The sequence below is a fragment of the Pseudomonas spelaei genome, from assembly GCF_009724245.1.
GTDB classification, from domain to species: domain Bacteria; phylum Pseudomonadota; class Gammaproteobacteria; order Pseudomonadales; family Pseudomonadaceae; genus Aquipseudomonas; species Aquipseudomonas spelaei.
On the sequence record NZ_WNNK01000052.1, the window covers coordinates 1 to 13,746 of the forward strand.

The window sequence follows — 13,746 nt, forward strand, 5'->3', positions numbered from 1 at the left end:
ACCGAGCCTAGGCGAGGTGCCAAATGGTGGGGCAAGACCTTTTGGTTACTTTTGGGGCGTTTGCCAAAAGTGACCCGCTGTAAGAGCGGAACCATAAGCAGCCGTGACCGCAGCAACGGATATGTACTCCATCAAACCAAAGCCCTGGTCGGCTACCAGGCCGCCACGTCACCCTGATTACTTGGGCATCTTGCGAAACCCAATCGCCAACCGATTCCAACTATTGATCGTAGCAATCGCCACACTCAAATCCACCTGCTCTTTCGGACTAAACTCCGCAGCCACCCGCGCATAATCCTCATCCGAAGCATGCGTCTGACTGATCAACGTCAAACTCTCGGCCCAAGCCAACGCCGCCTGCTCACGCGGCGTAAAGAACGGCGTCTCACGCCAAGCCGACAACGTATACAACCGACGCTCCGTCTCCCCGCCCTTGCGAGCATCAGCCGTATGCATATCCAGACAAAACGCACACCCATTGATCTGCGAAACCCGCAGGCGCACCAGCTCCAGCAACGGCAGCTCCAGCGACAACTTGCCGACAGCCGCCTCCAGCGCCAGCATGGCTTTCATGGCATCAGGCGAAGCAGTGTAAAAGTCAGTACGAGTGTGCATGGTGATACTCCAGGACAGTAGAAATTGATGCCCAGCTTATCCACCCCCCTGCCCCGGACAAATAGCCAATTCGGCAAAAGAACAGGTAGCCAATGCCCCAACGTCAGGTTCGGCTTCGCAACCACTGCAAGAACCCCTTTTTCACCGGCACTACCGGCGCTTCCTGGGTCAGGTTCTGGGCCGCATGCAAACGGAAATCCAGCAGGTTTTTCATCGCCTCGCCAATGTCATGGCGCGCATCCAGGCAAGGCTTGAGGTATTCCTTCTCGATACGATACAGCGTGCAGTAGGTCTTGGCCGTGAAGTCCGCCGGCACCGACTGGTCAGACAGGATCCCACCCTCACCGATGACTTCCCCTGGCCCCATGCGCCCGGCCTCGAACTTGTGCCCACCTTTGCTCAAGATCACCGAAACCACACCGGACTCGACAATAAACAGATGATCGCTGACCTCTCCGGCCGGCAAGATCATCTCGCCGGCACGGAAAGTTTGCAGGGTCATGTTCTGGCTGAAGGTTTCCTTCTCCTCCTGACGCAAGGTGGAGAAGATATTCGAGCTTTCCAGCAATGCCCGTGCCCGTGATGTGACCGCCGGTGTCGCCCCCTCGGTGGCCGACAGCAGGCTCACACCCGCCGCCGCAAGATGCCGATACGCCAGGTCATAGAGCTGGTTGCGCACTTCGCGCTTCTGCCCCATGGCCGGTACGAACCCACTGATTTCATATTCCACCCCGCCACTGGCGGAGGCCTTGAAGGCGACGCTGGGTGCCGGTTTGACCAACAGTGGCCGGCAACCTTGCATAGCCCTCTCCAGGGCCTCGATGACCACTTGCGGTCGCGCATGGGGGCTGACTTGCACGCTCACCGCCAGGCCGAACATATCCGCGGGGCGCGAGAAGTTGATGATCTTGGCCTTGGCCGCCAGCGAGTTGGGAATCACCGCCATGCTGCCCTGGGAGGTTTGCAGCCGCGTGGCGCGCCAGTCGATGTCGGTGACCCGGCCTTCGGTGCCATCGATGGAGATCCAGTCATCCACTTGATAGGGCTTGGTCGTGTTCAGAACGATCCCGGAAAACACGTCACTCAACGTGCTTTGCAACGCCAGGCCGACGATGATCGCCACGGCGCCGGAGGTGGCCAACACGCCCTTGACCGGCAGGTCGAGCACGTAGGCCATGGCGGCGATGACCGCAATCAGGAAGATCACCGCACCCATCAGGTCTTGCAATAGCCGCCCGCCGTGGCCGACCCGCTGCATCATCACCGTGCCGAGCAACACCGTAAGCGTACGTGCGGCGTACAACCACCAACCGATCTGCAACGCCGTGGCCGCCAGGTGCAACGGCACGTTCTCCGCCCAGGGCGCGACCTGCATCGGGTTCATGCCTTCGTTGAACAACAAGGCGCTGAACACGGCAAAGATCACCAGCCGCACCGCCAGCTTCCAGTTGCTGGCATTGGTGGCGATCAGTCGCCACAGGAGCATATCGATCAGGATCAGCGCCAGGGCGCAGAACATCGGGTGATCAGCGATAAATGAGGGCATCCGGGCGACTCCAGGGCGAATGGGATGAAGATCGCATGAAACAGAGCACGCCGCAAAATCAGTGTGGGCACGGTTCATGTGGGAGCTGGCTTGCCTGCGATGCAAGCGACTCGGTCTTTGAGTAATACCGAGGCGATGCTATCGCAGGCAAGCCAGCTCCCACACAAGCCGTGCCCACATTGAATCCGTGTTTTTACTTGGCGCCGGTCAACGCGTTATAGCTGGTGAACAGGTTGCGATAGTCCGGGATATGGTTGGAGAACAAGGCACCCAGGCCTTCGATATCGTTGCGCCAGTCGCGATGCAACTCACACGCCACGCCGAACCAGTTCATCAGTTGCGCGCCGTTGGCCGACATGCGATCCCAGGCTGCGTCACGGGTGATTTCGTTGAAGGTACCGGAGGCATCCGTTACCACAAACACCTCAAACCCTTCCGCCAGGGCCGACAGCGCCGGGAAGGCCACGCACACCTCAGTCACCACACCGGCGATGATCAGTTGCTTCTTGCCGGTAGCCTTGATGGCCTTGACGAAGTCTTCGTTGTCCCAGGCATTGATCTGGCCTGGACGGGCGATGTACGGCGCGTCCGGGAACAGGGCCTTGAGTTCCGGCACCAGCGGGCCGTTGGGGCCGGTTTCGAAACTGGTGGTGAGGATGGTGGGCAGCTTGAAGTACTTGGCCAGGTTAGCCAGGGCCAGCACGTTGTTTTTGAACTTGTCCGGGTCGATGTCACGCACCAGGGACAGCAGGCCCGCTTGATGATCCACCAACAGAACGGCGGCGTTGTCCTTGTCGAGACGCTTGTAGGGAGTGCTCATGAGTAGTCCTCTTTCATCAATGAATGTCGGTATCGCTGTTGCACTCAGCGCTGGGAGTCCAGCACTTCGTGTTCGTTCGCCACTTGCTGGGCCTTGATGTAGCTTTCGATCAGCAGTTGGTAGTGCGGCATGGCCTGGGTGTAGACCTGTGCCCATTGCTCGGCATCCGGGCGGTTCCAACTGCCTTGCAGCTCAGACAGCGTAGCCATGATGTCGATGGGTACCACACCGGCCTGGGCCAGACGGGCGATGGTCAGGTCAGTGGCCAGCTTGGAGTGATTGCCCGAGGCGTCGACCACGGCAAACACCTTGTAGCCTTCATACACCGCACTGATGGACGGAAACGCCAGGCACACGCTGGTCAGGGTACCGGCGATCACCAGGGTTTTCTTGCCGGTGGCTTTGACTGCGGCGTGGAACTCAGGATTGTCCCAGGCATTGATTTCACCTTTGCGAGCCACGTATTGAGCGTGAGGCGCGGCTTGGTGAATTTCCGGGATCAGCGGACCGTTTGGCCCCTGGGGCACCGAGGCGGTGGTGATCACGGGCATGTTCAACAGGGTTGCCGCACGCGCGAGTGCAATGGCATTGGCGCGCAGTTGCGGCACGTCCATGTCCTTGACGATCTGGAACAGGCCGCTCTGATGGTCGATCAACAACATCGCTGCATCGCTGGCATCGATGGTTGGCTTGTGGCCATTGAAGTTGGCCGGTGCGTGAAGGGTCATAGGGCTTTCCTCTTTTCTATGGGCAACAGCCATCCTTGGCCGGTAAACCGGCCTGGCTGTCGCGTTCCATGGGTGGTGTTGCGGGGGTGTATCAGCTGTGCATCTGGCCGAACTCGCCGGACTGGAAGTCGACAAAGGCCTGGTGGATTTCCTGCTCGGTGTTCATCACGAACGGACCGTGGCCGACGATAGGCTCGTCGATGGGTTCGCCGCTGAGCAGCAGGAACGTGGCGTCGTTGTTCGACTCAAGGCTGAGTTGGTCGCCGTCACGCTCGAACAACACCAGTTGCCCTTCGCGTGCCAATTCCACACCGTTGATCTGCACCGTGCCTTTGAGCACCACCAGCGCGGTATTGCGCCCTGCGTGCAGGTCCAGGGTCACGGCCTTGCCGGCGTTGAGCCGCACATCCCACACGTCAATCGGCGTGAAGGTACGTGCCGGACCTTTGACACCGGCAAACTCACCGGCGATCAGGCGCAGGCTGCCGGCGTTATCGGCCAGGGGCAGCGATGGAATGTCGCTGTCGAGAATCGTCTGGTACCCGGCGTCGGTCATTTTGTCCTTGGCCGGCAGGTTGACCCACAACTGGACCATTTCCAGGGCGCCGCCACTGCGGGCGAATGCCTCGGAGTGGAACTCTTCATGCAAAATGCCCTTCGCAGCCGTCATCCACTGCACGTCGCCCGGGCCGATAGTGCCGCCAGCGCCGGTGGAGTCCCGGTGCTCGACTTCGCCCTTGTAGACGATGGTCACGGTTTCAAAGCCGCGATGCGGATGTTGGCCAACACCACGACGCTTTTCAGTCGGGGTGAAGTCAGCGGGACCGGCATGGTCCAGCAGCAGGAACGGGCTGATGTGCTTGCCCATGGTGTCGTAGGAAAACAGGGTGCGAACCGGGAAGCCGTCGCCCACCCAATGGCCTCGTGGGCTGGTGTAGATACCGATGATGTTTTTCATGGCGTGTCTCCAAGTGGGTGAAAGCAGTGCATGGATACACCTTAAATCCGTTACCTTTGCAGCGCTAGACGGCAAAAATAACCCTTAGCGTTCTATTTGGAGAACGATAGTGGAAGACCTCAACACCCTCTACTACTTCACCCAGGTGGTCGAGCACCGTGGTTTCGCCGCTGCCGGACGAGCACTGGACATGCCCAAGTCCAAGCTCAGCCGACGCATCAGCGAACTGGAAGAACGCCTGGGCGTGCGCCTGATCAATCGCACCAGCCGCCACTGCTCCCTCACCGAAATCGGCCAGGCCTATTACCAGCGATGCCTGGCAATGCGTGTGGAGGCCGAAAGTGCCGCCGAAGTTATCGAACTCAACCGCTCCGAACCCCAGGGCATCGTACGCCTGAGTTGCCCCACCGCCCTGCTCAACTCGTGGGTCGGGCCGATGCTCACTCGCTACATGCTGCAGTACCCGCTGGTGGAGTTGCATGTCGAGAGCACCAACCGGCGAGTGGACGTGATTTATGAGGGGTTCGACATCGCCCTGCGGATCCGCTTTCCGCCGCTGGAAAACACCGACCTGGTGATGAAGGTGCTGGGCAACAGCACCCAGTGCCTGGTGGGCAGCCCGCAGTTTCTGCCACGGCTGTCGACCCCGCCTTCGCCGGCAGACCTCAATGGCCTGCCGAGCCTGCACTGGGGATCGCCACACCGGGAATATCAGTGGGAGTTGTTTGGCGAGAACGGCGCCAGTGCGGTCATCCGGCATTATCCGCGGATGGTCACCGATGATCTGCTGGCGCTGCGGCATGCAGCCTGTGCCGGAGTAGGTATCGCGCATTTGCCCAGTGTGGTGGTGCGTGAAGACATTGCAGCGGGACGCCTGGTGAGCCTGATTCCCGGCTGGTCGCCGAGGACCGGGATCGTCCATGCGATTTTCCCCTCACGCCGAGGATTATTACCGTCAGTGCGCACGTTGATTGATTTCCTCGGGGAGGAATTTTCCCAGAGCGATATGGCCTGATCAGGCCGGGAATAATCAATGGGGTCGAGACATCACCCAATGCCGTCAGTGCCACCAGTCGCAACGACCAGCGGCGAGAAGGCGTCGGGGAGTTCGACAGGGAGGCTTTCCGGGGGGCTGGATTAATTTATATTTCGACCATAATATAGGAAAAAATTATGTCCGTAATTTTTCCCCGAACGGTCAGAGTGAATCCCACGGAGCCTCCCCCATGAATCCACGTTCTCATCGCTTAAGCCTTCTTCCACCCTTGGCCCTGTTGATCCTGCTCAGCGGCTGCAACAGCAAGGCCGACCCCGTTGCAGAAGCCTCCCAGCCCCGGCCGGTGCTCGCCGCCAAGGTCGAGGCTGCCCGCAGTCAGCAAAGCGCCTACACCGGCGTGGTGGCGGCACGTACCGAAAGCGACCTGGGCTTCCGGGTCAGCGGCAAGGTGATCGAGCGCAAGGTCGACCCCGGCCAGCGCGTAGCCCGGGGCGATACCTTGCTGGTGCTGGATATCGGCGACTTCGAACTGGCCCTGCGTTCGGCAAAAAACCGTGTGAATGCCGCCCAGGCCCAACTGCGTCAACGGCGTGACGACGAAAACCGCTACCAGCGCCTGGCCAATACCGGCGCCGTGTCGCGGCAGATTTTCGACCAGTCCGCCACCAACCTGCGGGTCGCCGAAGCTGAGCTCTCCGCCGCACAATCCGATGCCAGCCAGATCGAAAACCGCCGCACCTACTCGGTGCTCAAAGCCGATGGCGACGGAATCATCACCGACGTACGCGTGGATCGCGGGCAAGTGGTGGCCGAAGGGCAAATCGTCGCCCGCCTGGCCCACGATGGTGCCCGGGAAGCCATCATCCATCTGCCGGAGAACCAACGCGACCTGGCTTCGCAAAAAGCCCTGGCCTTCCCCTTCGGCGCACCCGACCAGGTCGTGACCGCCACCCTGCGCGAGTTATCCGCCAGCGCCGACCCGACCACTCGCACCTACCGCGCCCGTTATGTACTGCACGGCGCCGTCGACCGTTTCGCCCTCGGCTCGACCATCACCGTGCGCCTGCAAGGCAATGGCCAGACGCAACAGACCCGCGTACCCATCGGCGCCCTGCAAGATGCCGGCAACGGCACCGGTGTGTGGCTGATTGGCGATGACGACAAAGTCAGCTTCGCCCCCGTGAGCGTCGCCAGCCTGGGCCAGGAAGAGGCCCTGCTGAACAGCGGCGTCAGCCCTGGCCAGATCGTCGTCGCCCTTGGTGCACACCTGCTCCACAACGGTGACGCGGTACGCCTGCTACCGGCCCAGGTGCTGGCACTCAACCGTAAGCAGGACCACTGATATGCGCGGTATCAACCTCTCTGAACTGGCGGTCAAACACCGCGCCGTCACGTTGTTCCTGATCATCGCGATCCTGGCCGCCGGGATTTTTGCCTTCGGCAAACTGGGGCGCGCCGAAGACCCGCTGTTTACCGTCAAGGTCATGACCATCACGGCGGCCTGGCCCGGCGCCACGGCCCAGGAGATGCAGGAACAGGTGGCCGACCGTCTTGAAAAACGCCTGCAAGAGCTGGACTACTACGACCGCGTCGAGACCATCGCCCAGCCCGGGTTTGTCTCGATGCGCATGACCTACCTGGAATCCACGCGCCCCAGTGAAATCCAGGACCTGTTCTACCAGACCCGCAAGAAACTCAGCGACGAAGCGTCGAAACTGCCCAAAGGCGTGGTCGGTCCGTTCTTCAACGACGAGTACTCGGACGTGTATTTCGCGTTGTACGCCCTGGAGGCCGAACACCTGCCCCACCGGCAACAGGTGCAAATGGCCGAAGCCATGCGCCAGGGTCTGCTCAACCTGCCGGGGGTGAAGAAGGTCAATATCCTCGGCGAACAGGCCCAGCGAATCTTCGTCGAGTTTTCCTATGAGCGCCTGGCCACGCTGGGCATCAAGCCCGAACAAATCTTTGCTGCCCTCGCCACGCAAAACGCCGTGGCGCCTTCAGGCTTTGTCGAAACCGCAGGCGCCCGGGCGTATATCCGTATCGAGGGTGCCTTCGACAGCCTGTCGCTGATCGAAAACGTGCCCCTGGAAGCCAACGGCAAGGTGCTGCGCATCGCCGATGTCGCCAGCGTCAGCCGTGGTTATGAAGACCCGCCCAGCTACCGCATTCGCCATCAGGGTGACCCGGCGTTGATGCTTGGGGTGGTCATGGAGAAACACTGGAACGGTCTGGAGTTGGACAAGAGCCTCAAGGCCGAGGAAGCAAAAATCCAGGCCGACCTGCCACTGGGCGTGAACTTCGCCAAAGTCTCCGACCAGGCGAAAAACATCAGCCTGGCGGTCAACGAATTCATGCTGAAATTTTTCGTCGCCCTGGCAGTGGTGATGGTCATCAGCCTGTTGGCCCTGGGCTTTCGCGTCGGGCTGGTGGTGGCTGCAGCGGTGCCGCTGACCCTGTCGATTGTGTTTGTGATCATGCTGATGACCGGCCGTGAATTCGACCGCGTTACCCTCGGGGCGCTGATCATTTCCCTGGGGCTGCTGGTGGATGACGCGATTATCGCCATCGAGATGATGGTGGTGAAACTGGAGGAAGGCTTTGATCGTATCCACGCCGCCACCTTTGCCTGGCGTTCTACCGCCGCACCCATGCTGACCGGAACCCTGGTGACCATTATCGGGTTCCTGCCGGTGGGGTTTGCCCGTTCGGGGGCCGGGGAATATGCCGGGAATATTTTCTGGATCGTCGGCTTTGCGCTGATTTCATCGTGGCTGGTGGCAGTGGTCTTTACCCCGTACCTGGGGGTCAAGCTGCTACCGCAAATACAGCCGGTGCCGGGCGGGCACGACGCAATTTATGCCGGCCGTTATTACCAGAAACTGCGCAGCCTGGTGGAAGCCTGCGTACGCAAGCGCTGGTGGGTGACCGGATTGGTGGTGTTGGCGTTTGTGCTCTGCGGCTTGGGCATGGGCGTGGTGAAGAAGCAATTCTTCCCCAACTCCGACCGCTCCGAGCTGATCCTTGAGGTGTACATGCCGCCCGGCAGTGCCTTCAAAAGCACCGAGGCGGTGGCGGCACAGGTGGAAAAGGCGCTGATGGAAGAGCCGCAAACCACGATGGTCGACACCTATGTCGGCGGTGGTGCGCCGCGGTTTTTCCTGTCGCTGAACCCGGAGCTGCCGGACCCGGCCTTCGCCAAGCTGATCGTACAAACGCCAGACGCGCATGCCCGGGACGCCTTGAAACTGCGTATGCGTGAACGCATCGCCGCTGGGGAATTTCCCTCGGCGCGGGTGCGGATCACCCAACTGGTATTCGGTCCACCGGTGCCCTTCCCCGTGGTGTTTCGCGTGTCCGGTCCGGACCTGAATGTGCTGCGCAGCCTGTCCGAAAATGTGCGCCAGATAGTGGCGGCCAATAAGCTGACCAAAGACAGCTTCCTCGACTGGGGCGAACGCGCCAGCGGCTATCGCCTGGTGCTGGATCAGGACCGCCTGCGCCTGCTGGGCTTCACCCCTGACGAAGTGAAATCCCAGCTCAACGCCCTGCTCAGCGGCAACCCGATTACTGAAGTGCGCGAAGGTAACCGCACGGTGTCGGTGGTGGCCCGTTCTCAAGTCAGCCAGCGGGAAGACCTGGGCAACCTGGACAATATGACCCTGACCAACCGCGCTGGCGTGTCGGTACCTTTGGCCCAGGTCGGGCATTTCCAACCGGTGATGGAAGAACCGATCCTCAAGCGCCGCAACCGTGCGACGACTGTGGAAGTGCGTGCTGATATCGTCGACGGCACCCAGCCACCGGATGTGGAAATGGCCGTGTATACCGACCTCAAGCCGCTGATCGCCAAACTGCCCGCCGGTTACCGCATCGACATCGGCGGCCCGGTGGAAGAAAGCGCCAAGGCCAACGTCGCCCTGGCGGCGCTGTTCCCGATCATGATCCTGCTGACCCTGACGGTGATCATGTTTCAGGTGCGTTCGTTCGGGGTGATGTTCATGGTCTTTGCCACGGCCCCCTTGGGCCTGATTGGCGCAGTGCCGACGTTGCTGCTGTTCAACCAGCCGTTTGGCTTCAATGCGATTTTAGGGTTGATCGGGATTGGCGGGATCTTGATGCGCAACACGCTGATCTTTACCGACCAGATTCGGCAAAACCAGGACCAGGGCATGGCAATCCGCGAGGCGATTATCGAGGCGACGGTGCGTCGGGCCAGGCCGGTGATCTTGACCGCGTTGGCGGCGGCATTGGCGTTTATTCCGCTGACATTGTCGGTGTTCTGGTCGTCACTGGCGTATGTGTTGATTGGCGGGGTGTTGGTGGGGACGGTGTTGACGCTGCTGTTCTTGCCGGCGTTGTGCAGTCTGGTGTTGGGGCGGCAGAAGACGCGGGAGGTGGTGGCCGTCATCTGATTTCAAAGACACAGCAAAACCCCTGTGGGAGCTGGCTTGCCAGCTCCCACATTTTGATCGGTTGATTGAGGTTCAAATCAGCGCTTGGACAGCTCCATGATCATCCGGCTCAGTAAATAGATCCGCGGCGCCACACTCTCTACCTCGGCATATTCCTCCGGTGTATGAATATTGCCGCCGACAATCCCGAACCCATCCAGCGTCGGCGTACCCACGCCCGCCGACAGGCTGGCATCAGCCGCCCCGCCGCTGCCTTCAACGGTCAATGTGCGTCCCAACTCGCCGTAGATCCCTTGAGCAATGGCCACCAACTTATCCGACTCCGGCGTCTGCGGCATCGGCGGCAAACCGCGATGCAGGCTGGTGGTCACTTCAGTGTCGGGAATCAGTTTATTGGCCGAGACCCGCGCCAGGTCCTTCTCGATCCGATCAAACTCTTCCGGCACCGCTGCCCGCACATCCGCCTTGGCGGTGGCCTGGTCCGGGATCACGTTGACCCGGTCACCCGCCTTGAGCACGGTGAAGTTGATGGTGGTTTTTTTCTCGGCATCCCCCAGTTTGCTCAGTTGCAGGATCTGATGGGCCGCTTCCATCGCTGCGTTGCGCCCCAACTCCGGAGCCACACCGGCGTGGGCGGCCTTGCCCTTGACCTCGACCACGGCGGTGGCACTGCCTTTACGCCAGACCACCAGGCCATCGGCGGGACGACCCGGCTCCAGGTTCAGGGTCACATCGTTAAGCCTGGCGGTTTTGCGGATCAGTTCAGAGGCCGCTTCGGAACCGGTCTCCTCGCTGGCATCCAGCAGGAAGGTAATCTGCGCGTAGTCCTTGAAGCCCTGGTTTTGCAGGACTTTCAAGGCGAAGATCCCGGCAACGATTCCGCCCTTGTCGTCCATCACCCCAGGACCATAGGCGCGGCCGTCCTTGATATGGAACGGTCGCTCGGCGGCCGAGCCTTCCTTGAACACGGTGTCCATGTGGGCCATCAGCAGGATTTTCGCCTTGCCGGTGCCCTTGAGGGTGGCAATGACATGGCTGTTTTTAGCCGCGGCGTCGGGCACCAGTTCGATGCTGAAACCGAGCTTTTTCAACTCGTCGACGGCAATCTCCCGGACCTGGGTCAGCCCCGGCTCGTAGCCGGAGCCCGAATCAATATTCACCAGGCGTTCCAGCAGTTTCAGGGCATCGGCCTTGTACTGCTCGGCATCAGCCTGGATCTGTTTGTGAGGTTCGGCACTGAAGGCCGGGAGCGTGAAACCGAAGGAAAACGCCAGGGTGGCGGCCAGAGCCGTACGGCGAAAGTTGAAGGTCATGAACCGGTCCTTGTTTTTGTTGGGAGTCGTTGCACACCCTACCTGACAAATACCGATTTGTTGATCGTCAAACCGACTTCAACCAACTCTCCTGCACCGAACTGACCCGGTTGCGCCCGCTGCTCTAGAAATCGCCACTACTGCCCGGAGACTGGAACACCCGTGCCAAGGCACCTAACTGGAGAAGCCCCGCGCTAGCATCATCGCTACCCCCAACAGTAATACTGCCGTGACCTTCTGCAACAGCACCCGCCGTTTCGGGTCTTCCAGCACATGCTTGATGCGCTGGCCGAAGTAGCAATACAGGCAGCCACTGGCGAACTGCAGCATCAGGAACGTCAGGCCGAGGATGGCGATATCACGCGCTGCACTTTCCTGGCCCACGGCGGCGAACTGAGGAAACACTGCACTGAACAGGATGATCGCCTTGGGGTTCGACAGCCCGGTCAACAGGCCTTTGCTGAACAGGCTGCGAGTGGTTTCCTGGCCTTGGGTACCGGTGTCGATCGACACCCCGCTGCTGGTCCATTGCTTGTAGGCCAGATAAAGGATGTAGGCCACACCCACCAGTTGAATGCCCTGGGTGATCAATGGATAGCCCTTGATCAACTCGGAAAAGCCCACGGCAAAAATCAGGATCGAGATCAGGTACGACACACTGGCCCCGAACTGCGCCGGCAAGGAGCGCCGCAGGCCGTCCTTGAGGCCCAGGCTGAGCAACAACAGCGTCATGGGGCCAGGACTGAACGCCAGGGTGGTGCACAACAGCAGGAAATACAGGAAGGACGACAGGGTCAGGGCGCTGGCCATGGGTTTCACCGCAGGAAGGAATGCCGTGCAGTCTAAAACTGCACGGCCCGCCAGAGGCAGGTAAACTCCGTGCGTATTCGTGCAGACTTTACCGGTAAAGCCTGCGGCAAACCCAGGACCCAGCATGCCCATCCCACAGATTCGCTTCCATGACCGTGCGCCCAAGGTTCAGCAAATCGTCGACGCATTCACCCAGGCCATCGAAACCGGCGAGTTGGCGGCTGGCAGCAAACTGCCGTCGGTACGCGAATTGGGCGAGCAACTGGGGGTCGGCAAATTCACCCTGAACGAGGCACTGGACCGCTTGCGTGGTCGCCACCTGCTGACCTCCAGCCAGGGCCGCGGGCACTTTGTCGCCAATCGCCTGGCCCAGCCATCCTCCAGCACCTGGGTGGATCTGCTGCCCCAGGACCTGCTCAGCGTGCTGCGCCGCCCCCTGGCAATCGCCCCCGGCGGCCTGCGCCCCGGCGGCGGCCATCTGCCGGAAGACTGGCTCGACTCCGACGCCCTGCGCCAAGCCATGCGCAGCGCAGTGCGCGCACCGTCCCTGCGCGTCGCCAGCCTCGGCACCCCGGCCGGCCTGCTGCCCTTGCGCCAGGCTTTGCAACAGAAACTCCAGGGTGAAGGGCTGTCGGTGCCAGTGGAGCAAATCATCACCACGCCCAACACGCTGCAAGGCCTGGACATGCTAATGCGCCTGCTGGCTCGCCCTGGGGATACGGTGCTGTTGGACGCCCCGTGCTATTTCAACTTCCACGCCAACCTGGCGCTGCATGGGGTCAAGGTGGTGACCATCGCACGGCGGCCAGACGGCTTCGACTTTGCCGCCCTGGAGCAATTACTCGCCGAGCAGCGACCCAGCCTGTACCTGACCACCGGCGTGCTGCACAACCCCACCGGGCACTCCTTCAGCCCTGGGCAGGCCTTTCGCTTGTTGCAACTGACTCGGCAATACGGTTGCCATATCGTCGAGGACGACCTTTACGGCGACCTGCACCCCAACCCGCCGCCGCGCCTGGCCGCCCTTGCCGGGCTGGAACAGGTGACTTATCTGTCGGGGTTCTCGAAGATCCTCAGCGCGAATGTGCGGGTCAGCTATGTAGTGGCGGCGCCGCAATTGGCGGCCAATTTGACCAATATGAAGTTGATGAGTGGGGGGATTACGTCGGAGTTGTTTGAGCAGATTGTCTATCGGTTGCTCAGTGAGGGGAGTTATGCCAGGCATCGAAAGCGTATGGTTCAGCGGTTGCTGGAGGCCGGTGGGCGGGTTGAGCAGTGGTTGCGCCGGTGTGGGTGTGAGTTGCCCATGGGGTTTGAGGGGGGGATGTTTATCTGGGCGCGGTTGCCGGCGGGGGTGAATGGGGAGCGGCTGGCTGAGGCGGGGTTGAAACGCGGGATGGTGTTGGCGCCGGGGGCGTTGTTTGGGTATGAGGGGGGGATGCGGGATTTTATGCGGTTTAATGTGGGGCATTGTGATGATTTTAGGGTTTGGGAGGGGGTTGAGGGGTTGTTGAGTACATATCCGTTGCTGCGGTAACGGCTGC

General features: G+C 60.9%; 11 protein-coding genes. 4 read left to right on the plus strand and 7 right to left on the minus strand.

Features of this window, described 5'->3' with window-relative positions; translation table 11 throughout:
• Positions 1-177: 177 nt before the first annotated feature.
• The 5 genes from GNF76_RS28900 to GNF76_RS28920 form a co-directional block, all read right to left on the minus strand.
• The gene (locus tag GNF76_RS28900; protein WP_155586456.1) at positions 178-615 is read right to left on the minus strand and encodes a carboxymuconolactone decarboxylase family protein; all 438 of its coding nucleotides are present in this window, start codon (positions 613-615) and stop codon (positions 178-180) included.
• A gap of 103 nt (positions 616-718) precedes the next feature.
• The gene (locus GNF76_RS28905) at positions 719-2,161 is read right to left on the minus strand and encodes a mechanosensitive ion channel family protein (protein ID WP_155586457.1); all 1,443 of its coding nucleotides are present in this window, start codon (positions 2,159-2,161) and stop codon (positions 719-721) included.
• 193 nt (positions 2,162-2,354) lie between these two features.
• A complete protein-coding gene (ycaC, locus tag GNF76_RS28910; protein WP_155586458.1) occupies positions 2,355-2,981 on the minus strand; it encodes an isochorismate family cysteine hydrolase YcaC in 627 nt (208 codons plus the stop codon).
• Between the two features lie 44 nt (positions 2,982-3,025).
• Positions 3,026-3,709: an isochorismatase family protein gene (locus GNF76_RS28915; protein ID WP_155586459.1), complete on the minus strand. Its 684-nt coding sequence runs from the start codon at positions 3,707-3,709 to the stop codon at positions 3,026-3,028.
• A gap of 91 nt (positions 3,710-3,800) precedes the next feature.
• A complete protein-coding gene (locus GNF76_RS28920; RefSeq protein ID WP_155586460.1) occupies positions 3,801-4,667 on the minus strand; it encodes a pirin family protein in 867 nt (288 codons plus the stop codon).
• A gap of 106 nt (positions 4,668-4,773) precedes the next feature.
• Between GNF76_RS28920 and GNF76_RS28925 the strand changes: the two genes are divergently transcribed.
• The 3 genes from GNF76_RS28925 to GNF76_RS28935 all read left to right on the plus strand — a co-directional run bounded on the left by GNF76_RS28925 (position 4,774) and on the right by GNF76_RS28935 (position 10,079).
• On the plus strand, positions 4,774-5,682 hold the full coding sequence (locus tag GNF76_RS28925) for a LysR family transcriptional regulator (RefSeq protein WP_178123647.1): 909 nt from the start codon (positions 4,774-4,776) through the stop codon (positions 5,680-5,682).
• A 211-nt stretch (positions 5,683-5,893) separates the two neighbouring features.
• Complete coding sequence (locus tag GNF76_RS28930; RefSeq protein WP_155586461.1) at positions 5,894-7,006, plus strand: efflux RND transporter periplasmic adaptor subunit; 1,113 nt, start codon at positions 5,894-5,896, stop codon at positions 7,004-7,006.
• A gap of 1 nt (position 7,007) precedes the next feature.
• The gene (locus GNF76_RS28935; protein WP_155586462.1) at positions 7,008-10,079 is read left to right on the plus strand and encodes an efflux RND transporter permease subunit; all 3,072 of its coding nucleotides are present in this window, start codon (positions 7,008-7,010) and stop codon (positions 10,077-10,079) included.
• 77 nt (positions 10,080-10,156) lie between these two features.
• Here GNF76_RS28935 and GNF76_RS28940 read toward each other — a convergent pair whose 3' ends face one another.
• Positions 10,157-11,392 carry a M20/M25/M40 family metallo-hydrolase gene (locus GNF76_RS28940; RefSeq protein WP_155586463.1) on the minus strand — a complete coding sequence of 412 codons (1,236 nt, stop codon included), beginning with the start codon at positions 11,390-11,392 and terminating at the stop codon, positions 10,157-10,159.
• A gap of 174 nt (positions 11,393-11,566) precedes the next feature.
• Positions 11,567-12,202 (minus strand): LysE family translocator, encoded by a 636-nt coding sequence (locus tag GNF76_RS28945; RefSeq protein ID WP_155586464.1) that lies wholly within the window; start codon positions 12,200-12,202, stop codon positions 11,567-11,569.
• A 124-nt stretch (positions 12,203-12,326) separates the two neighbouring features.
• On the opposite strand from GNF76_RS28945, the gene GNF76_RS28950 reads away from it, so the two are divergent.
• Positions 12,327-13,739, plus strand: coding sequence for an aminotransferase-like domain-containing protein (locus GNF76_RS28950; RefSeq protein WP_155586465.1), 1,413 nt, complete (start codon positions 12,327-12,329; stop codon positions 13,737-13,739).
• The last annotated feature ends 7 nt before the right edge of the window (positions 13,740-13,746 follow it).